We start from the raw sequence: 20370 nt of genomic DNA on the forward strand, positions 1-20370 counted from the left end.
CAACAAAGACTTATTATGTCCGGACATTCGTGGCCGATCCCGCGGTTGTGAGAGAGAGACGATTCAGCTTTTGCTCATCGGCTAGGGCAATCCCCGTAAGCGCGGCATTTCCGCCCGAACCCGCGGCCGCAACCGGATATTTGCGAACCTGACGAGACCACTTGGAGACCAACAGGATCGGAGGGACCGAGGGGACAGAGCAGGCCGATGACCGTCGTCGCCTTGCAGTCGTTCCTCCCACACCCTTCCGGTCGTGACGTTTCACCGATAACGCAACACCTTCAGGCTGCTCTTCCAAAACAGGACTCGTCATGATCAGGGATTTGATGTCGTCACGCCGATTTGCGCCGCTGTTCTGGGCGCAATTCTTCTCGGCGCTCAACGACAACGTACTCAAGAACGCACTCGTCATCATCCTGCTTTACAGCGCCGCGACCGGCCACGGCGATGCGCTGGTGACGGTCGCAGGCGCCGTCTTTATCTTCCCCTATTTCATCCTGTCCGGGCTCGGCGGCCAGCTCGCCGACAAATACGTCAAATCGGTCGTCGCAAGGCGGCTGAAATTCACCGAGATCTTCGCTGCGGCCTTCGCCGCCGCCGGCTTCTTCCTGCACTCGGTGCCGCTGCTGTTCGCGGCGCTTGCGCTGTTCGGCATCATCGCCGCCCTGTTCGGCCCCGTAAAATACTCCATGCTGCCGGACCAGCTCGAACTCGGTGAGCTCGCGACCGGCAACGCGCTGGTCGAAGGCGCGACCTTCATGGCCATCCTGCTCGGCACCGTCGCCGGCGGCCAGTTCGTGGCCGGCTCCGCCCATATGGGCTGGGTCGCATCGGCCGTGGTCGTGCTGGCCCTGTTGTCGTGGGCCTTTGCCTCCCGCATTCCGCAAACAACGCCCTCCGCGCCCGATCTGCCCGTCGATGCCAATCCCTGGACCTCGACGCTCGGCCTGTTGAAGACGCTCCATGCGGATCACCGACTGTGGGACGGCACGGTGATCGTCTCCTGGTTCTGGCTGATCGGCGCGATCGTGCTGTCGCTGCTGCCGGCGCTGGTCAAGGACGTCGTCGGTGGCAACGAAGGCGTGGTGACGCTGTGCCTGGCGATCTTCGCGATCGGCATCGCCATCGGCTCGCTGTTTGCGGCCAGCCTGAGCCACGTTCGCCCCAACCTCGCGCTGGTGCCGATCGGTGCCATCATGATGGGATTTGCCGGCATCGACCTTGCCTGGGCCATCGGCGTCACCGTGAAGGGGAACGACATCGCCGCGGTCGATTTCGCAACCTCGTTTGCGGGCCTGCGCATGCTGATCGACTTTGTCGCCTTCGCTTTCGGCGGCGGGCTGTTCGTCGTTCCGTCCTTCGCCGCGGTGCAGGCCTGGTCGGCGCCGAACGAGCGCGCCCGCATCATCGCTGCCGGCAACGTGCTGCAGGCCGCCTTCATGGTGGTCGGCTCGCTGTTCGTCGCGCTGCTGCAGGCGGCCGGATTGCATGTCGGCTGGATCTTCCTCGGCCTGGGTGTCGCAAGCTTCGGCGCGGTGTGGTTCGTGCTGACGAAATGGGGCAAGGAGGGCGTGCGCGATTTCGGCGGGCTCTTCTTCCGCGCCCTGTTCCGCACCGAGGTGCGCGGGCTCGAGAACCTGCCGCCATCAGGCACGCGCATGTTGATCGCGCCCAATCATGTCAGCCTGATCGACGGCCCGCTGCTGCACGCCGTGCTGCCGATCGACGCGAGCTTCGCGGTCGATACCGGGATCTCCAAGGCGTGGTGGGCCAAGCCGTTCCTGCGTGTGGTCAAGCACTACACCATGGACCCAAGCAAGCCGCTGGCCGCACGCGACCTGATCAAGCTCGTGGCTGCCGGCGAACCGGTCGTCATCTTCCCGGAAGGACGCATCACGGTCTCCGGCTCGCTGATGAAGGTCTATGACGGGACCGCGATGATCGCCGACAAGGCCGACGCCGTCGTCGTGCCGGTTCGCATCGAGGGCGCCCAGCGCTCGCATCTCAGCTACCTCGACAGCAGCCAGATCAAGCGCTCGTGGTTTCCGCGGGTGACGGTGACGATCCTGCCGCCGGTCAAGCTTCCGGTCGATCCGGCGCTGAAGGGCAAGGCGCGCCGTAATGCTGCGGGCGCAGCGCTCCAGGACGTGATGATCGATGCGATGGTCAAGAACGCCATGCTCGACCACACGCTGTTCGAGGCGCTCGGCCATGCCTACCGCGACCGCGACACCGGCAAGGTCATCGTCGAGGACGCGCTCGGCACCAGGCTGACCTATCGCAAGCTGATCCTCGGTGCGCAGGTGTTGAGCCGCAAGCTCGAAGCCGGCACCTCGGCCGGCGAAAATGTCGGCGTGCTGCTGCCGAACTCCGCGGGCGTCGCCGTCGTCTTCATGGCGCTGCAGAGCATCGGCCGCGTACCAGCGATGCTCAACTTCTCCGCCGGCCCGGTCAACGTCCTCGCCGCCATGAAGGCTGCACAGGTCAAGACGGTGCTGACCTCAAAGGCGTTCATCGAGAAGGGCAAGCTCGACAAGCTGATGACAGCGATCTCCGCGGAGGCGCGCGTCGTTTATCTCGAGGACGTCCGCGCCTCGATCGGTACGGCCGACAAGCTCAAGGGCCTGCTCGCCGGCAGCGCGCCGCGCGTTGCCCGCCAGGCCAACGATCCAGCCGTCGTGCTGTTCACGTCGGGCTCGGAAGGTACGCCCAAGGGCGTGGTGCTGACCCACCGCAACATCCTCGCCAACGCCGCACAGGCGCTGGCGCGGGTCGACGCCAACGCCAATGACAAGGTGTTCAACGTGCTGCCGGTGTTCCACTCCTTCGGGCTGACCGGTGGCATGATGATGCCGATGCTCGCCGGCATTCCGATCTACATGTACCCCTCGCCGCTGCACTACCGCATTGTGCCCGAGCTGATCTACCAGACCGGCGCCACGATCCTGTTCGGCACCGACACGTTCCTCACTGGCTACGCGCGTTCGGCGCACGCCTACGACTTCCGCACGCTGCGGCTGGTGATCGCCGGCGCCGAAGCGGTCAAGGACCGCACGCGGCAGGTATTCATGGAGCGCTACGGCATCCGCATCCTCGAAGGCTATGGCGTCACCGAGACGGCGCCTGTGCTGGCGATGAACACGCCGATGGCCAACCGTCCCGGCACTGTCGGCCGCCTCTCGCCACTGATGGAAAGCCGGCTCGATCCGGTTCCGGGCATCGAGGAAGGCGGACGCCTGTCGGTGCGCGGACCGAACGTGATGCTCGGCTACCTCAGGGCCGAAAATCCCGGCGTGCTCGAGCCGCTTGCCGAGGGCTGGCACGACACCGGCGACATCGTGGCGATCGACGCGGCCGGCTTCATCACCATCAAGGGCCGCGCCAAGCGCTTTGCCAAGATCGCAGGCGAAATGGTCTCGCTGTCGGCGGTCGAGAGCATCGCGACGACGCTGTGGCCGCAGGCCGTATCGGTCGCGGTGTCGATCCCCGACCAGCGCAAGGGCGAGCGCATCGTGTTGCTGACGACGGAGAAGAATGCCGAGCGCAGCACGATGCAGGCCCAGGCCAAGGCGATCGGCGCCTCCGAGCTGACGGTGCCCGCGACGATCATGGTGGTCGACAAGGTGCCGCTGCTCGGCACCGGCAAGACCGACTATGTCACGGCAACGACGATGGCCCGCGAGCAGGCGACGGCAGCATCGGAGCGCGAAGTTGCCTGACACGCAGCCCACGGCCGTCGCACTGGCGCATGCGCTGTGCGACGGCGTGGTGCTGCTGCATGGCATCGGCGTCGGCTCCTGGACGCTGAAGAAGCTGGATCGAGCGCTCCAGCGTCGCGGCTTCGCGACGCTCAATCTCGACTACTCCAGCCGCAAGAAGCCGCTCGAGGCACTCGCGGAGGAGATCCAGGCGCCGATCGCCGCATTTTCCGAACAATGCGAGGGCGCGATTCACTTCGTCGCCCATTCCATGGGCGGACTGCTGACGCGGGTCTACATCGCGCGATACCGGCCGGTGCGGCTTGGCCGCGTCGTGATGCTGGGCACGCCCAATGGCGGCAGCGAGGTCGCCGATCTCTTAAAAGACCTGTCGCTCTACCGCGCCGCTTTCGGCCCGGCCGGCTTGCAGCTTACCACCACCCAGGACCCGGTGCTCGCCGACCTGCCGGCGCCCGATTATGCGATTGGCATCATCGCCGGATGCCGCACCTTCGCGCCGATCGCGTCGGCCTTTGTTCTGCCGCGCCCCAACGACGGACGGGTTTCAGTTGCGAGCGCGAAGCTGGCCGGAATGGCCGACCACATCATCGTCAAGGCATCGCACACCGGACTGCCGCGTCACGCCGCAGCGATCGAGCAGACGATCGCGTTTCTGCACGACGGCCGCTTCCATTCTGCTTGAATCTCAAGAGCCGGCTTCGCTGCGCCGCTCCTGCGCGTAACGCACCAGCGCCGCGAAGCGGTAGATGCCATGCACGAACTTGCCATAGGGCATGGTGATGAACAGCGCGAACACCGCGCCGAGATGCAGCGCCAGCAGCGGACCCATGGCGGCGGTCTCGCGCAGGAGCAGAAGCAGCACGCCGGTGAGGCCGGTCAGGAACAGCATGGCGATGAAGCCGACATCCATGCCGTAGCTGGTCTCGTCGAGAAGCTCGGGCGCGCGGCGCAATTTGGCGACGAGCAGCCCGATGGGGCCGACGACGAGACCGATGCCGCCGAGCGTGCCGAGCACGACCGGCAGATCCCACCACGGATACGGCGCCTCGCGGCCGAGCAGATAGTGATACAGCGTGGCAACCGAGGTTGCCGCAAAGCACAGCAGGAAGCCATAGAACGTCAGGTGATGGAAAAGCTTGCGCCGATCGGTCGGCGTGTCGTCCTCGTTGTAGCAACCGACCCCGCCGCCATGGAGATAGCGCAGCTCGCCGGCGTCGCGGATGGCCTGGAATATCGAGCCGCCGTCGGCCCGGCCGCCGATCGGTGCGCCGATGTCGCGCCAGAACGCGCGAACGCTCATGACCAGCGCGAGGATCGCATAGAGAAAGGCAGCGCTGAACAATGCGGCCATCGCATTATGCGGCATCAGCTTGTAGAACGCGCCGGGACCGGTGTGCACGCCAAGCAGCACGCCGCGGTCGTTGAGCGCCGCAAAGCCGAGGATGAAGGCGGCCATGCTGAGTGCGGCAACGATGCTGATGACGAGTCCATTGCGTGCGAAAGCTCCGGACAGCGCCTGCGGCCACGCATAAGCAGCATAGGATTCGGCGCGCGCCACCGCCAGCGTTTGGGGAACGTTGACGTTGAACTCGTGCGGCGGCGAGAACTGGCAGTCGACGTAGCAGGCACCGCAGGAATGGCAGAGGTTGGCGAGATAGTTGAGATCGCCATCGGAGAAGGCGCGTCGCATCTCCATCGCGGGAAACACTGCGCAGAGACCCTCGCAGTAGCGGCAGGAATTGCAGACCGTCATCAGACGGTCGGCTTCGTCCAAAATTCTAGTTCCGTGCATGTTTCGCCGCTTCCCGTCCTGCGATCCGCCCGAACACGCTGCCGATGGTCATGCCCATGCCTGCGGCATACCCCTTGCCGAGCACGTTGCCAGCCATGATCTCGCCGGCGGCGAACATGTTGGCCGACGGCTTGCCGTCAGCCATCAGCATCCGCGCCTGCTTGTCTACGCGCGTGCCGAGATAAGTGAAGGTGATGCCGGGCCGCACCGGATAGGCGAGATAAGGCGGCGTCTCGATCCGCCGCGCCCAGTGCGTCTTGGGCGGCGTGATGCCTTCGGTCACGCAATCGTCGAGAATGGTGTGGTCGAAGGTGCCGGGCCGCACTGCGGCGTTGAATTCGATGATGGTCTTTTCCAACGCGGCCGGGTCGAGGTCGAGCTTGGCTGCAAGCTCGGCGATCGTCTGCCCGGCGATCGGCGGGAACAGCGTCGGCATGAAGCTCGTGACGACAGTGGAATCGAAGATGATGTAAGCAATCTGGTCGGGCTGCGCCGCAACCAGCCGACCCCAGATCGCGTAACGCTTCGGCCAGATGTCCTCGCCCTCGTCGTAGAAGCGCTGCGAATGCTTGTTGACGACGATGCCGAACACGACGGAGTCATGCCGCGTGATGATGCCGCCGTCGAATTTCGGCGCGCGGGCGTCGATCGCGACCGCGTGGCACTGGGTGGGATCGCCAACCTCCTGCACGCCCTTGTCGAGCAGCATCTTCAGGATCGAGCCGCGATTATAGGGCGTGCCGCGGATCAGGAAATTGTCGGCGGCGTCACCCCAATATTGCTTCAGCCATTCGATGTTGGCCTCGAACCCGCCGGCCGCGGCGACCAGCGAGGTCGCGCGGATCTCGGTCTCGCCGTTGATCGGCCGCTTCAGGCGCGCGGCGACGAACATGCCGTCCTCGATCACGAGGTCGGTGACCTCGGCGTCGTATTCGACGTCGACGCCGAGCCGGTCGGCGGTGAGATAGAGCGCGTTCAGCATCGCACGGCCGCCGCCGAGGAAAAACGAGTTGGTGCGGCCCAGGCTCAGCGTGCCGCCGAGCGACGGCTGCCAGCGTACGCCCTGCTCCACGATCCAGTTCAGGATGTCCTTGGACTCCCGGATCATGTGGCGGGCGAGCACCTCGTCGGTCTGTCCCCCGGTGACGAGCAGGAGATCCTCCCAGAACTCCTGCTCGGTATAGGGACCGGTCAGGATTTCGGTCGCGGCGTCATGGGCGCAACGCATGTTGCGGGTGTGACGGGTGTTGCCGCCGCGATAGAACTTTGGCGCACCTTCGAGCACCAGCACCGAGGCACCGCCGCGGCGGGCGCTGATCGCTGCGCACAGCGCCGCGTTGCCGCCGCCGATCACCAGCACATCGTATTTGCTGCCCATGCCGTCTGTCCGATGCGACGAGGTTAGAGACATTCTGCCCGCGGGCCGCCCCGGTCAAGCCGATCCATCATTGCGTACTTTTGTATACAAAGATATACACTTGGTGCAAAGCGGCATCTGTGCATGGGCAGGATGCGCATTGCGAGCCCGAGGATTCATGGCCAGACGCCCGGCAAAGGCAGGCGGATCGATCGCACGTGGCGGCGGCGTGGCGCTGGGCGAAGCGGTGTTCCGCTCGCTCTGCGAGGCGCTCCAGGCCGGCAGCTACCGCGCCGGCGATCGCCTGCGTGAGGAAGAGGTCGCCCAGCGACTCAAGGTCAGCCGTACGCCGGTGCGCGAAGCTCTGGGCCGTCTCGCGGCACGCGGCTTCGTCGAGCCCGCCGGCGGCCGCGGGCTGATCGTCCGCAACCTCGACATATCGGAGGTGCTCGAGCTCTACGCCATGCGTGAGATCATGGAGGGCGCCGCCGCGCGCCTCGCCGCCGAGCACGCGTCTGCGCCGGAGATCCACGCGCTCAGGGATATCGAGCAGGCCTTTGTCGAGGCGCCCGAGACCGATGCCGCCGGGATGGCAGGAGAAATGGCAAGAGAAATGGCAAGGCTCAACCGCGCCTTTCACGAAGCCATCTGCCGCGCCGCGCGCAACCGCTATCTCGACAACGCGTCGCGGGAATTGCAGGACTGGATCGCCCTGCTCGGCCCGACCACCTTCACCGTGACGGGGCGCCCCTCGACCAGCCATGGCGAGCATCAGGCCATCATCGAGGCCATCGCCGCACGCGATGGCGACAAGGCCGAGCAGCTCGCGCGCGCGCATATCCGCGAGGCGCTGCGTTGCCGGCTAAAACTGTTGCAGAAACAGTAGCCGCGAACTCAGGCGAGCACGTCCGCTGCGATCGCCTTCAGGATATCCCGCACATCGGCTGGTTTCATCCGCACCTGCAGGCCGCGCTGACCGCCATTGAGATAGACCAGATCGTGCGCGAGCGCGCTCTGTTCGATCACCGTGCGCACGGACTTGCGCTGTCCGAACGGACTGATGCCGCCGACCTTGTAGCCGGTGACGCGCTCGGCCTCCGGCGGCTTCATCATCTGCGCCGACTTGCCGCTCACGGCCGCGGCGAGCTTCTTCATCGAGACTTCCTGGTCGGACGGAACGATGACACAGACCGGCTTGCCGTCCACCAGCGCCATCAGCGTTTTCAAGACCCGTGCCGGATCCTCACTGAGCGCGGCGGCCGCCTGCAGCCCGATGCTTTCGGCCTCCGGATCGTAATCGTAGGCGTGGATGATGAAGCCAACGCCAGCGGCGGTGAGCGCGCGGGTGGCTGGGGTGACTTTGGACATGGTTACGTTTACCACCGTCCTTGCAAGCGGAAAATCCGGGCGCTGTGGTGACCGTGCATTGATACAGGTGTTTTGCCCGACGCTGCAAGTCGTTTCGGCAAGACCGAAAATTCCTCAAGCCTTTCAACCCCCGTTCTACTGTGCATGGGGTTGTTTTCGCGGATTGCTATTCCGCCGCGTCCCGCATCTCCGCGCGTTCGGCCTTCGCCGCGCAGAACTTGAATTCCGGGATCTTGCCGAACGGATCGAGCGCCGGGTTGGTCAGCAGGTTCGCCGCCGCTTCCGCGTAGCAGAACGGCATGAACACCATGTTCTCCGGCACGTCGCGGTCGGAGCGAACCTTGACCTCGATCGCGCCGCGGCGGGTCTCCAGCCGAATGAAATCGCCGGGCAGCAGCTTCTTCTTGCGCATGTCCTTTGGCGACATGAACGCAACCGCCTCGGGCTCGATCTGGTCGAGCACCTGGGCGCGACGGGTCATCGACCCGGTGTGCCAGTGCTCCAGCACCCGGCCGGTGGAGAACACCATCGGATATTCGTCGTCGGGCACTTCGTCCGGTGGAATGACATGGGCCGGCACGATCTTGCCGCGGCCGCTCGCGGTCGGGAAGCCCGTGGTGAAGATGATCTCGTTGCCGGGCTTGTTCGGATCGTCGGCCGGATAGGTGACGGCGCCTTCGCGCACCAGCCGCTCCCAGCTGATGTTCTTGAGCGACGGCATCAGCTCCGCCATCTCGGTGTAGACCTCGCCCGGGCCGGCGTAATTCCACGGCAGGCCCATGCGCTTGCCGATCTCCTGGATGATCCAGAGATCCTGCCGCGCATCGCCGGGTGGCTTGATCACCTGGCGCGCGATCTGCACGCGGCGGTCGGTGTTGGTGAAGGAGCCGTCCTTTTCCGCAAAGGCCGAGGCCGGCAGGATGACGTCGGCGTGGAACGCGGTCTCGGTGACGAAGAGATCCTGCACCACGAGATGATCGAGCATGGCGAGCGCCTGGCGCGCGTGCTGGAGATCAGGATCGGACATCGCGGGGTTCTCGCCCTCGATATACATGCCCTTGATCTCACCGGCATGGATCGCGTTCATGATCTCGACTACGGTCAGGCCGCGGACGGGATCGAGGTCCTGGCCCCACAGCTTCTCGAACGCCCCGCGCATGTCGTCGCGGCCGACCGGCTGATAGTCCGGCAGGAACATCGGGATCAGGCCGGCGTCGGAGGCGCCCTGCACGTTGTTCTGGCCACGCAGCGGATGCAGGCCTGTGCCAGGACGGCCGACCTGGCCGGTGATCAGTGCGAGCGCAATCAAACACCGTGCATTGTCGGTGCCGTGGACGTGCTGGCTGATGCCCATGCCCCAGAAGATGATCGACGATTTTGCCCGCGCATAGGTCCGGGCGACCTCGCGCAGCGTCTGCGCCGGAATGCCGCAGATCGGCTCCATCTTCTCCGGCGTGAAATCCTTGATCTTCTCCTTGAGATCCTCAAAGCCCTCGGTATAGCCGGCGATGTACTGGTCGTCGGTCAGGCCTTCGGTGATGATCGTGTTGATCATCGCATTCAGCATGGCGACGTCGGAGCCCGGCTTGAACTGCAGATGCTTGGTCGCATGACGCGACAGGCTCTGCCGGCGCGGATCCATGACGAAGAGCTTTGCGCCGTTCTTGGCCGCGTTCTTGATGTAGGTCGCGGCGACGGGATGATTTACCGTCGGATTGGCGCCGATCACCCAGATCACCTCGGCATCCATAGCCGCCGAGAACGGCGCCGACACCGCGCCCGAGCTGAGGCCCTCGAACAGCGCCGCCACCGACGAAGCGTGGCACAGACGGGTGCAGTGGTCGACATTGTTCGAGCCGAAGCCGGTGCGCACCAGCTTCTGGAACAGATAGGCCTCTTCGTTCGAGCCCTTGGCCGAACCGAAGCCTGCCAGCGCCTTCACGCCCTTCTCATCCCGGATATTGACGAGACCCTTGGCGGCGATGTCGAGCGCCTCGTCCCAGCTCGCTTCACGAAAATGCGTGAAGGGGTTGGCGGGGTCGACCTGGTCGTTGGAATCCTTCTTCGCATTCGGCAGCCGCACCAACGGCTTTGTCAGGCGGTGCGGGTGGTGGATATAGTCGAAGCCAAAGCGGCCCTTGACGCAAAGACGGTTGTGATTGGCGGGGCCATCGCGACCCTCGGCATAGATCACCTTCTCGTCCTTGACCTCGTAGGTCACCTGGCAGCCGACGCCGCAGAACGGGCAGAGCGAATCCACCTTCCGGTCGGCATAGGTGACGCGCGTCTGCTTGTCGTCCAGCATCACGGCCGGCATCAACGCGCCGGTCGGGCAGGCCTGCACGCATTCGCCGCAGGCGACGCAAGTGGACTCGCCCATGGGATCGTCGAAGTCGAACACGATCTTCGAGCCATGGCTGCGATAGGCCATGCCGATGACGTCGTTGACCTGGACCTCGCGGCAGGCGCGCACGCAGAGGCCGCACTGGATGCAGGCATCGAGATTGACGCGCATCGCCGGATGGCTGGCATCGGTCTCCCAGCGCTCGGCGGCGGGGAAGCGGCTCTCGGTGACGCCTGTCGTCTCGGCCCAGTGCCAGAACTTCGAATCCGGATCGTGCGAAGTCTCGCGCGCCGGCTGGTCGGCGACCAGCAGCTCCATCACCATCTTCTGCGCCGACACTGCACGCGCGGATTCGGTCTTCACCTTCATGCCGACCGACGGCGTGCGCTTGCAGGACGCCGCCAGCACGCGCTCGCCCTCGATCTCGACCATACAGGCGCGGCAATTGCCGTCAGGGCGATAATCGGGCGCGGGCGAATAGCAGAGATGCGGAATCTCGCGGCCCTGGCGTTTGGCCACCTGCCAGATCGTCTCGCCGGGACTGGCTTCGACCTGCTTGCCGTCGAGCTCGAACGTAATTCTGGTCATTCGGCCGCTTCCTTGAACTCGTCAGGGAAATATTTGATCACGGTGGACAGCGGATTCGATGCCGCCTGTCCGAGCCCGCAGATCGAGGCATCGCGCATCGCCTGGCTCAATTCTTCCAGCAGGGCGCGGTTCCAGACCGGCTTCTGCATGAGTTGCGCCGCCTTCTGGGTTCCGACGCGACACGGGGTGCACTGGCCGCAGCTTTCGTCCTCGAAGAACTTCATCAGGTTCAGCGCGGCTGCGCGCACGCTGTCCTTGTGCGACAGGATCACGATCGCCGCCGAGCCGATGAAGCAGCCGTATTTCTCCAGCGTTCCGAAATCGAGCGGAATGTCGTCCATCGATGCCGGCAGAATGCCGCCGGACGCGCCGCCCGGAAGATACGCGTAGAACTGGTGGCCATCGGCCATGCCGCCGCAATATTCGTCGATCAGCTCGCGCACGGTGATGCCTGATGGTGCGAGCTTCATGCCGGGGGTCTTGACGCGGCCCGACACCGAGAAGCTGCGCAGGCCATGGCGTTCATGACGACCATGGCCCTTCCACCAGTCGGCGCCCTTCTCGACGATGTCGCGCACCCACCACAGCGTTTCGATGTTATTGATCAGCGTCGGCAGGCCGAACAGGCCGACCTGGAACGGATAGGGCGGCTTGTGCCGGGGCAGGCCGCGCTTGCCCTCGATGCTTTCGAGCAGCGAAGACTCTTCTCCGCAGATGTAAGCGCCGGCGCCGCGGCGCATGTGGAGCGTCGGACCACCCGCGGGGAGCTTCGCGATCTCACGCTCCAGAATCTCGCGCGAGGCCGGATATTCGTCGCGCAGATAGATGTAGACGTCGGAGGCCTGCACCACATGCGCGCCGATCAGCATGCCCTCGATGAAACGATGCGGATCGCTTTCGAGATAGACGCGGTCCTTGAACGTGCCAGGCTCGCCCTCGTCGCCGTTGATCGCCATCAGGCGCGGACCGGGTTCGCCGAGCACCGCGCGCCATTTGCGCCCTGTCGGGAAACCCGCGCCGCCGAGGCCGCGCAGCGAGGCATCGTCCAGCGCCTTCAGCAGATCGTCCTTCGGCAATTCGCCGGAGAGCATCCGGTTGAGCAGCTTGTAGCCGCCGCCGGCGACATAGGCGTCGTAGTCGATGTATTTCGGTAGATGCGGGTGGGTATCGCCGGCCTTTGCCGCGACCATCACATTGGCCACGGTCGCATGGTCGACGAAGTTGTGGCCGACTTCTGCGATCGGCGCCGTATCGCAGCGGCCGACGCAGGGCGCGCGCACGACGCGAATGCCGGGGCCCGACGCGCTCTGCAGATCCTCAAGCAGCTTCTCGCCGCCGAGCATCGCGCAGGTCAGCGAGTCGCAGACGCGGATCGTCAGCGACGCGATATCGGGCTCGCCTTCCTTCACCACGTCGAAATGCGCGTAGAAGGTCGCGGTCTCGAACACTTCGGCGAAGGCGAGCTTCATCTCGTCAGCGAGTGCGACAAGATGCGCGGCCGAGATCTGGCGATATTTGTCCTGGATCAGGTGCAGATGCTCGATCAGGAGATCGCGCCGCCGCGGGCGATCGCCGAGCAATTGCTCGATCTCGTGCGCGGCGGTCGGATCGACCTGCCGCCCCTTGGGCGTGGCCTTGGCTCGCTTGCGTCCCTCGCCCGGATGTTCGAACGAGCGGACCTCGTGCACGTCATGGCTCATCGGTGCGTCTCGTAAACCTTCTTTAGAACAGGTCCAATCCTAGCCTTTGGCATGCCAGATGCCAATAGAATTCATACGTCCCAATAAGCATTTAAGGGACATGCAGCCAACAAGCCACGTGCCCCTTATCTCGAGCGGTTCGCGGAACCCGACCTCAGGTCTTGTTCATGCACTCTTCGATGTAGAACCAGCGGTCATCGCCGGCTAGGCCCTTGGACTTCACCTCAGTGCGGCAGGCCTTCAGCTTCGGCTTGTTGGCCGCCCACTTTGCCTTCATGTCCTTCAGCTTCTGCATGGTGAGCTTGATCTTGCCCGGCTTAGCTTCGGTCGTTGCAGCAGGCGCCGGGGCAGCGGGAGCCGTTGCTGTCTGCGCTGAGGCGGAGTGGAGCGCTCCGGCAACGAGCAGCACGGCGGCGACATAAGCGAAGTTGCGAACCATCGAAATCCCCCAGATGTTCTTTTTTACGGTGTGGCGACCGCGGCGCGCGCGAGCGGCGCGCCGCGGCGATCATATTACGATCAGAAGATCTTCACCGCGCTCTCCAGCGTCTTCCACACGCCCCAGGCGAGCGGCACGCCGACAAAGGCCCAGAACAGCGCGGCCCTGACGTCCAGCCCGCCCTTGCCGATACCGAACGAGCCGTGCTGGATCGACGCATCGCTCTTGGCGCTTGCGGCCTGGAGCTTGGCAACCTCGGCCTCGCTCATGTTCCACTTCGGATCGACCGGCTTGATCAGATAGTTGCAGATCAGGCCGGCGATCAGCATGGCGCAAAGGATGTACATGGTGGTGTTGTAGAGCTGGTCGCGAGGCACGCCGGCCGCGAGCTGGAACTCGCGGATGTAGTTCACGACAACGGGACCGATGATGCCCGCGGTGGACCATGCCGTCAGCAGCCGGCCATGGATGGCGCCGACGAACTGCGTTCCGAACATGTCGGCGAGATAGGCCGGCACCGTCGCGAATCCGCCGCCATACATCGACAGGATGATGCCGAAGCCGAGCACGAACAGCAGCTTCGAGCCCATCGCCGCGAAGGTCGGCGCCAGTGCGTAGAGCGCGATGCCGAGGATGAAGAACGTGTAGTAGGTGTTCTTGCGACCCATGAGGTCCGACATCGACGCCCAGAAGAACCGGCCGCCGATGTTGAACAATGACAGCAGGCCGGCGAAGCCCGCGGCGATCGCAGCGATCGCTGTCTTCTGTTCAACCGAAAGCTGGCTGAAGGTCAACTCCGGATGCCCGATCAGCTTGCCTGCGAAGATCTCCTGCAGCATCGGCGAGGCCATGCCGATCACGCCGATGCCCGCCGAGACGTTCAAGCAGAGCACACACCAGATCAGCCAGAACTGCGGCGTCTTGTGCGCGTTGTCGAGGTGCACATGGTGCTCGGTGATCATCGACTTCTTCTCGCTCGGCGGGGTCCAGCCTTCGGGCTGCCAGCCGGCCGGGGTCACGCGGTAGGCGAAGGCGCCGATCATCATGAAGACGAAATAGATCACCCCCATCGTGACGAAGGTCTCCCAGACGCCAACCGAGTTGGGCGTCTTGAAATAGTTGATCAAGAGGTTGGCCAGAGGCGCTCCAATCATGGCACCACCGCCGAATCCCATAATGGCCATGCCGGTCGCCATGCCGCGGCGATCCGGAAACCATTTGATCAAGGTTGACACGGGGGAGATGTAGCCGAGTCCAAGTCCCACGCCACCGATCACGCCGGCACCGAGCAACATGATCCAGAGCTGATGGACGTAGACGCCGAAAGCGCCGATCAGAAGGCCACCGCCCCAACAACAGGCAGCGACGGCGCCCGCCTTGCGCGGACCGGCGCGCTCGAGCCAGCCACCCCAGATCGCGGCGGATACGCCGAGCAAGACGAAGAACAGCGTATACATCCAGCCCAGGCTCGCGACCTTCCAGTCGCAGGTCGTGGTGAACAGCTCCTGCCAGAGCGAGATGTCCGCGCACGCCTTGCTCTGGGTGACGCCGATCGCACGCGACAGCGGCAGCCAGAACACCGAGAAGCCGTAGGCCATGCCGATACAGAGGTGAATGCAGAGTGCCGCGGGCGGCACCAGCCAGCGATTGAACCCGGCCTTGGCGATCGTGTGCTCACGATCGAGAATTCCCGCGCCTGCGCCTGAAACCCTTCCAGCGCTCTCGATTGTCGTCATGCATTCCTCCCCTGCAGCTGCCCTTCTGAGCATCCTGCCGCTACCGTCCTATTCCTCAGCCCATTGCGGCGCAGCTGTTGTCCCTGCTGCTCCGCACAATTACCCGACGCGCGCCAGGATCGTCACGCGCGTGTGAAAAGTTAACCCCTCGAGCGGGGCTCTATGCCCGATACGATTTGCGAGCTTCGTAAGTGGCCCGTTGATCTGCGTATCGCGGACAAGACTCAACCTCCGCGCCTGCACGGGGAAAGTCAATTGGGGCAGAAGCCGTGGTCGATGTCGATAGATAAAAGGTCGGTATCCGCGCGGTAACGCGCTCAGGAACGCAGCGCAGCATTGGCAGCGTCTATCGAACCATTCGCTTTTTCTATCAAGAACACGATGCGCGCGTCGTTGCGCTCGGTGATCTCCACCGTGTCGCCCGTCTCGCGGATCAGGTTCGGAATGTCAATCACCGACAACGGGTCGGTGCAGTGCACTTCGAGCTGATCGCCCGGCTGCAATGGTTTCAACGCCTTGCGCGTCTTCAAGGCGGGCAGCGGGCATTTCAGCCCGGTGAGATCAAGCGTCGTTCTGGTCATGAGCGCAACATGGCGGGAGGGGTCGATGACGTCAACGCGTCGCCTCAGATCAGATCGGCATAGGACAGGAAACCTACACTGTCGCCCGGCTCGACGCGCGTGATGTCTTCGCCGAGCTCAACAAGGCCGTCGGTCTCCACCAATGACGAGAGCAGTCCGGCGCCCTCGCGCGGGAACTTGACTGCCTCCAGCGCGCCGTCGTCTCCCGGTCGCAACGAGGCGCGAACATATTCGCGCCGGCCAATCTTCTTCTTGTAGGTGAAGGCCGCGCGCACGGGGATCGGCATGAGCTTTTCCGGCAGACTGCCGGCGAGTGCCAGCACGGTCGGCCGCACCACATGGACGAAGGTGACAAAGCTCGCGACGGGGTTGCCGGGCAGCCCGATCAGCGGCGTGCCGCCGATGATGCCCATTGCCACGGGCCGTCCCGGCTTGATCGCCATTCGCCACAGCACCAGCGAGCCAACGCTTTCGACCGCCGCCTTGACGTGGTCTTCCTCGCCGGTCGAGACGCCGCCGGTGGTGAGGATCAGATCGTGGCTGCTTGCGACCTGCTTCAATCCGTTGGCGAGCGAGGTGCGTTCGTCGCGCAGGATGCCGAGATCGGAGACCTCGCAGCCGAGACGGCGCAGCATTGCCATCAGCATGAAGCGGTTGGAATCGAACAGCTGCGAGCCCGCGCGCGGCTCGCCGGGCGAGGCCAGCTCATTACCGGTGGAGAAAACGGCGACACGGATACGCCTGACGACATCGAGCCGGGTCAGACCGAAGGCTGCGGCAAGCGCGACATGCTGGGGCCGCAGCCGCTGGCCGGCGCGTAACGCGACGTGCCCGACAGGAATGTCCTCGCCTGCCGGACGAACATTGGCGCCAGGCTTCAGCCCGGGTGGCAGCACGATCTTGCCTGAAGCATCGATGCGGACATCTTCCTGCATGAAGACGGTCTCGGCCCCCGGCGGCATCGGTGCGCCCGTGAAGATGCGCGCGGTGTGGCCGGGCTTGATCGGTGCTTGCGCAAGGCCGCCGGCCTGAATGCGGCCATCGAGCGGGAATGCCTGTTCGGTTTCTCGCGGAAGGTCGGCGTTGCCCACGGCGTAACCGTCGACGGCGGAGTTGGTGAAAGGCGGCAGCGGCAGGGGCGCCGCGATATCGCGCGCCAGCACACGCCCGTCGGCGTCAACGAGCGCCACTGTATCGAGATCGGCAATCGCACTGACGCGTGCCCTGATCAGGCCAACAGCCTCATCGAGCGACATCATCGGTCCACCGAAGGCAAAGCAATCGTCCGACAGTTGCGCCATGGTGCCTCGTCAGCGCATCGCCGCGCTTCTTGCAACCGCTTCCTCGACCGGCATCGCCGCACGCAGCAGCAATGCAGCAACGGCCTCGATGTCATCGAGATGGACAGTCGGCAGCTGGGTTTCAACCGCCACATCGGTCGCGATTCCGACAATGCCGGGATCGTCAGGGAACAGCAGCGGCTTGTCGTTGGCGGCGCGATGCACCTCGATCTTGCGATGCGGCTCGCGCTTGAAGCCTTCGACCACCACGAGATCGACCGCCGACAGCTTGTTCAACAGTTCCGGCAGCCGCGGCTCGGCCGCGCCGCGCAATTCGTGCATCAGGGCCCAACGGTTCGACGAGGCCACCAGCACCTCGGCCGCACCGGCCTCGCGATGGCGCCAGGAATCCTTGCCGGGCACATCGACGTCGAACCGGTGATGCGCATGCTTGATGACGGAGACGCGCAGGCCCTGCGCGTTGAAATGCGGGATCAGCCGCGTCAACAGCGTGGTCTTGCCCGCACCGCTCCAGCCTGCAAGGCCGATGACTTTCATCGCAACCCGATCTCCGCCGACAGCCTACCAGCCGATGGAACCTCCAGCCTCTCCCCGTCATTGCGAGCGCAGCGAAGCAATCCAGAGTGTCTCCGCGGATGCATTTCTGGATTGCTTCGCTACGCTCGCAATGACGAACGGAGGCATTTCGTGCTCTCCAGGGCATGCTTATATCGGCTTGACCCGAATGTCATGCTAACGTCGCCCCCATGATGAAGATCGACAAAGCCCCGGTGCCTCTGGTCATTCCGAACCCGGACGACCCGCGCCTGACCCAGAGGGTGACCGGGACCGACCAGACCGGCACCAGGGTCGAGATCAAGGTGCCGATGGAGCGGCCCTTGACGCTGTATCTGAACTCGCAGGAGATCGTCACCATGATGACGATCGGCGACTATCCGGAATATCTGGCGCTGGGCTACCTGCTCAACCAGAACATGCTGAAATATAATGACGCCGTCACCGAGGTCGAATACGACGACGACCTCCAGGTCGTGGTGGTGCGCACCGAGCACCACACCAATTTCGAGGCCAAGCTGAAGAAGCGCACGCAGACCTCAGGCTGCGCGCAAGGCACCGCCTTCGGCGACCTGCTGGAGGCGGTCGAAAGCGTCGAGCTGCCGAAAGCCGAGCTGCGCACCTCCTGGCTCTACCAGATGACACAGACCATCAACACCATGCCCTCGCTCTATCTGGAGGCTGGCGCGATCCACGGCTGCGTGCTGTGCAGGGAGGGCGAGCCGCTCTGCTACACCGAGGACGTCGGCCGCCACAACGCCGTCGACAAGATCGCGGGCTGGATGTATCGCCACGGCGTCGATGCGTCCGACAAGATCCTTTACACGACAGGACGTCTCACCTCGGAAATGGTGATCAAGACGGTGCGGATGGGAATCCCGATCCTGGTGTCGCGCTCCGGCTTCACCGCCTGGGGCGTCGATCTTGCAAGGCAGGTGGGTTTGACGCTGGTCGGACGCACGCGCGGAAAGCGTTTCATCGCGCTCGCCGGCGAGGAACGGATCGTCTACGACCAGAATCTCGATTACGTCGAAGAGGAATCGGCGAGGCACAAGCGTAAGGGCGAAGGTGGTGACGACTAGGACTCCGGCAACGAGCATTCCATCAACTCTTGGCGTGCTGCTCGCCGGCGGCCTCGCGCGCCGCATGGGCGGCGGCGACAAGCCGATGCGGACCATCGGCAGCCGCACCATCCTGGAGCGCGTGATCGCGCGCCTATCGCCCCAGTGCGACGGATTGATCCTCAATGCGAATGGCGATCCAGCGCGCTTCGCCGCGTTCGGCTTGCAGGTCATTTCCGATGACGTCCCCGGCTTCCCCGGCCCGCTCGCCGGCATTTTGGCCGCGCTCGACTGGACCGCGGCGAACCGGCCGGAGATCGAATGGGTGCTCAGCGCCGCCGGCGACTGCCCCTTCCTGCCACGCGACCTCGTCGCGCGGCTGCATGAGGCCCGGGCACGGGGGAACGCGCAGCTTGCGGTCGCAGCGTCAGGCGACCAGTCGCATCCGGTCATCGGCCTCTGGCGCGTCGCCTTGCGCAACGAGCTGCGTCACGCACTGGTCGTCGAGAATCTCCGCAAGATCGACCGCTGGACCGCGCGCTACCCGCTGGCGACGGTGACGTGGCCGGCCGAGCCGCTCGATCCGTTCTTCAACGCAAATACAGTCGAGGACATCGCAGAGGCCGAGCGGCTCGCGGCGCTGGATGACGCTCAAGCCGCCAGCGGCACCGACCAGGCGTCGTAGCCGTAGACCCAGCTCGTATCTGTCCGCTCCTTCAGCCAGATGTTGGCACGTGAGGTCTCCTGCACCCGCGTGGTCCGCACCTTGCGCGTCGCCTCGAAGCGGCGAAAAGCATCCACGATGCCGTCGCGGTCGACACTTTCGAGACAGCGCGACAGCACCGCGGCGTCCTCGATCGCCATCGCGGCACCCTGTGCCATATAGGGCGTCATCGGATGGCAGGCGTCGCCGAGCAGCGTCACCTTGCCGTCGGCCCAGCGCTCCAGCGCATCGCGATCCATGATCGCCCATTTGTGCACGTCGGGACACGCCGCCAGCACCTTTCCGACCTGCGGATGAAAGCCTTCGAACGAGGCGCGCAGATCGCGCACGTCGCCCTTCGCCGACCAGGACTCGATCAGGAAGTTCGGCTCCGGTTGGCTGGTGACGAGATAGACCTCGCTACGATCAGGCTTGACGTAATAGATCACGATGTGGCGGTCCTCGCCCCACCACTTCGTGCAATCGTCGATTTTCTCGCCGAGCAGTGCGGCCGGATAGGTGGCGCGGTAGGCGATGCGGCCGGTGAATTTGACCGGCGTGGTGTCAAACAGAATGTCGCGCACCGCTGAATGCACGCCGTCGGCGCCGATCACCGCATCGGCAACAGCGCCGGTGCCGTCGGCGAAGCTCAGCCGAACGCCCTCGCCGGCCTCGTCGAGGCCGACGAGCTTGTGGTTGAGCCTCACACACTCATCCGGCACGACGCTCGCCAACGCTGCGTGGAGATCGCCACGATGCGCCAGCAGATAGGGCGCACCGAACTTCTCCTCCGCGCTCTCGCCAAAGATCATGTCGAACTTGATGTCGCCGCTCTTCCAGGCGCGGTTGTTCCAGGACCGCGGATAGAACGACTGGCTGCGCATTCGCGACTCCAGTCCCAGCGCGCGCAGCACCTTCATCGCGTTGCAGCCGATCTGGATGCCGGCGCCGATGCGAGCGAACTGGGAGGCCTGCTCGTAGACCATCACGCCGACGCCGACGCGCCTGAGCGCCGCAGCGGTCGCGAGCCCACCCATGCCGGCACCGACGACGGCAACCGAAAGCGGCCTTGCCATCGCTTCCCCTACCCTATTGTCCGCGCGGCTTGAATGCCGCGTCGTCTATC

The 20370-nt window shown here is 64.6% G+C and carries 16 protein-coding genes; 5 read left to right on the forward strand and 11 right to left on the reverse strand.

Annotation, left to right across the window (positions count from 1 at the left end; all coding sequences use genetic code 11):
* The first annotated feature begins 311 nt into the window (after positions 1-311).
* Entirely contained in the window at positions 312-3719 is a 3408-nt protein-coding gene (locus ABID58_RS22375) for an acyl-[ACP]--phospholipid O-acyltransferase (RefSeq protein ID WP_354034682.1), read from the forward strand.
* Positions 3712-4401, forward strand: a complete 690-nt coding sequence (locus tag ABID58_RS22380; RefSeq protein ID WP_354034683.1) for an alpha/beta hydrolase — start codon at positions 3712-3714, stop codon at positions 4399-4401. The genes ABID58_RS22375 and ABID58_RS22380 overlap by 8 nt, the downstream gene beginning before the upstream one ends.
* A gap of 3 nt (positions 4402-4404) precedes the next feature.
* Here ABID58_RS22380 and tcuB read toward each other — a convergent pair whose 3' ends face one another.
* Together tcuB and tcuA are read right to left on the reverse strand one after the other, a co-directional pair.
* Positions 4405-5511, reverse strand: coding sequence for a tricarballylate utilization 4Fe-4S protein TcuB (gene tcuB / locus ABID58_RS22385; RefSeq protein WP_354034684.1), 1107 nt, complete (start codon positions 5509-5511; stop codon positions 4405-4407).
* Positions 5498-6889: an FAD-dependent tricarballylate dehydrogenase TcuA gene (gene tcuA, locus ABID58_RS22390; RefSeq protein WP_354034686.1), complete on the reverse strand. Its 1392-nt coding sequence runs from the start codon at positions 6887-6889 to the stop codon at positions 5498-5500. Before tcuA ends, tcuB begins: the two co-directional genes overlap by 14 nt.
* 157 nt (positions 6890-7046) lie before the next feature.
* Between tcuA and ABID58_RS22395 the strand changes: the two genes are divergently transcribed.
* The gene (locus ABID58_RS22395; RefSeq protein WP_354034687.1) at positions 7047-7754 is read left to right on the forward strand and encodes a GntR family transcriptional regulator; all 708 of its coding nucleotides are present in this window, start codon (positions 7047-7049) and stop codon (positions 7752-7754) included.
* An 8-nt stretch (positions 7755-7762) separates the two neighbouring features.
* Here the strand turns inward: ABID58_RS22395 and ybaK are convergent, their stop codons facing one another.
* From ybaK to mobB, 8 genes are all read right to left on the reverse strand, one after another.
* Entirely contained in the window at positions 7763-8236 is a 474-nt protein-coding gene (gene ybaK / locus ABID58_RS22400; protein ID WP_354034689.1) for a Cys-tRNA(Pro) deacylase, read from the reverse strand.
* 166 nt (positions 8237-8402) lie between these two features.
* A complete protein-coding gene (gene fdhF / locus ABID58_RS22405) occupies positions 8403-11168 on the reverse strand; it encodes a formate dehydrogenase subunit alpha (RefSeq protein ID WP_354034691.1) in 2766 nt (921 codons plus the stop codon).
* A complete protein-coding gene (locus tag ABID58_RS22410) occupies positions 11165-12868 on the reverse strand; it encodes an NADH-ubiquinone oxidoreductase-F iron-sulfur binding region domain-containing protein (protein ID WP_354034693.1) in 1704 nt (567 codons plus the stop codon). Before ABID58_RS22410 ends, fdhF begins: the two co-directional genes overlap by 4 nt.
* Before the next feature lie 154 nt (positions 12869-13022).
* Positions 13023-13307, reverse strand: coding sequence for a hypothetical protein (locus ABID58_RS22415; protein ID WP_354034694.1), 285 nt, complete (start codon positions 13305-13307; stop codon positions 13023-13025).
* Positions 13308-13387: 80 nt separating this feature from the next.
* A complete protein-coding gene (locus tag ABID58_RS22420; protein ID WP_354034695.1) occupies positions 13388-15043 on the reverse strand; it encodes an OFA family MFS transporter in 1656 nt (551 codons plus the stop codon).
* Between the two features lie 317 nt (positions 15044-15360).
* The gene (locus tag ABID58_RS22425; RefSeq protein WP_148755395.1) at positions 15361-15624 is read right to left on the reverse strand and encodes a sulfurtransferase TusA family protein; all 264 of its coding nucleotides are present in this window, start codon (positions 15622-15624) and stop codon (positions 15361-15363) included.
* 44 nt (positions 15625-15668) lie between these two features.
* Positions 15669-16925 carry a molybdopterin molybdotransferase MoeA gene (locus tag ABID58_RS22430; protein ID WP_354034696.1) on the reverse strand — a complete coding sequence of 419 codons (1257 nt, stop codon included), beginning with the start codon at positions 16923-16925 and terminating at the stop codon, positions 15669-15671.
* A 9-nt stretch (positions 16926-16934) separates the two neighbouring features.
* The gene (gene mobB / locus ABID58_RS22435; RefSeq protein ID WP_354034697.1) at positions 16935-17462 is read right to left on the reverse strand and encodes a molybdopterin-guanine dinucleotide biosynthesis protein B; all 528 of its coding nucleotides are present in this window, start codon (positions 17460-17462) and stop codon (positions 16935-16937) included.
* 209 nt (positions 17463-17671) lie between these two features.
* On the opposite strand from mobB, the gene fdhD reads away from it, so the two are divergent.
* Positions 17672-18562 (forward strand): formate dehydrogenase accessory sulfurtransferase FdhD, encoded by an 891-nt coding sequence (fdhD, locus tag ABID58_RS22440; protein WP_354034699.1) that lies wholly within the window; start codon positions 17672-17674, stop codon positions 18560-18562.
* Positions 18552-19226 carry a molybdenum cofactor guanylyltransferase MobA gene (gene mobA / locus ABID58_RS22445; RefSeq protein ID WP_354034701.1) on the forward strand — a complete coding sequence of 225 codons (675 nt, stop codon included), beginning with the start codon at positions 18552-18554 and terminating at the stop codon, positions 19224-19226. The genes fdhD and mobA overlap by 11 nt, the downstream gene beginning before the upstream one ends.
* Here the strand turns inward: mobA and ABID58_RS22450 are convergent.
* Positions 19193-20320 (reverse strand): FAD-dependent monooxygenase, encoded by a 1128-nt coding sequence (locus ABID58_RS22450; protein WP_354034702.1) that lies wholly within the window; start codon positions 20318-20320, stop codon positions 19193-19195. The genes mobA and ABID58_RS22450 overlap by 34 nt on opposite strands.
* Positions 20321-20370: the final 50 nt, after the last annotated feature.

The sequence above is a fragment of the Bradyrhizobium sp. S3.2.6 genome (assembly GCF_040546885.1).
In the GTDB taxonomy this organism is placed as follows: domain Bacteria; phylum Pseudomonadota; class Alphaproteobacteria; order Rhizobiales; family Xanthobacteraceae; genus Bradyrhizobium; species Bradyrhizobium cytisi.

Bases quoted from the DNA above. Each gene is read 5' to 3' on its own strand.
- ABID58_RS22425 (WP_148755395.1), bottom strand. From the start codon at position 15,624: ATGACCAGAACGACGCTTGATCTCACCGGGCTGAAATGCCCGCTGCCC.
- ABID58_RS22430 (WP_354034696.1), bottom strand. From the start codon at position 16,925: ATGGCGCAACTGTCGGACGATTGCTTTGCCTTCGGTGGACCGATGATG.
- ABID58_RS22410 (WP_354034693.1), bottom strand. From the start codon at position 12,868: ATGAGCCATGACGTGCACGAGGTCCGCTCGTTCGAACATCCGGGCGAG.
- tcuA (WP_354034686.1), bottom strand. From the start codon at position 6,889: ATGGGCAGCAAATACGATGTGCTGGTGATCGGCGGCGGCAACGCGGCG.
- ABID58_RS22415 (WP_354034694.1), bottom strand. From the start codon at position 13,307: ATGGTTCGCAACTTCGCTTATGTCGCCGCCGTGCTGCTCGTTGCCGGA.
- ABID58_RS22395 (WP_354034687.1), top strand. From the start codon at position 7,047: ATGGCCAGACGCCCGGCAAAGGCAGGCGGATCGATCGCACGTGGCGGC.
- tcuB (WP_354034684.1), bottom strand. From the start codon at position 5,511: ATGCACGGAACTAGAATTTTGGACGAAGCCGACCGTCTGATGACGGTC.
- mobB (WP_354034697.1), bottom strand. From the start codon at position 17,462: ATGAAAGTCATCGGCCTTGCAGGCTGGAGCGGTGCGGGCAAGACCACG.
- ABID58_RS22450 (WP_354034702.1), bottom strand. From the start codon at position 20,320: ATGGCAAGGCCGCTTTCGGTTGCCGTCGTCGGTGCCGGCATGGGTGGG.
- ybaK (WP_354034689.1), bottom strand. From the start codon at position 8,236: ATGTCCAAAGTCACCCCAGCCACCCGCGCGCTCACCGCCGCTGGCGTT.
- fdhD (WP_354034699.1), top strand. From the start codon at position 17,672: ATGATGAAGATCGACAAAGCCCCGGTGCCTCTGGTCATTCCGAACCCG.
- ABID58_RS22375 (WP_354034682.1), top strand. From the start codon at position 312: ATGATCAGGGATTTGATGTCGTCACGCCGATTTGCGCCGCTGTTCTGG.
- ABID58_RS22420 (WP_354034695.1), bottom strand. From the start codon at position 15,043: ATGACGACAATCGAGAGCGCTGGAAGGGTTTCAGGCGCAGGCGCGGGA.
- fdhF (WP_354034691.1), bottom strand. From the start codon at position 11,168: ATGACCAGAATTACGTTCGAGCTCGACGGCAAGCAGGTCGAAGCCAGT.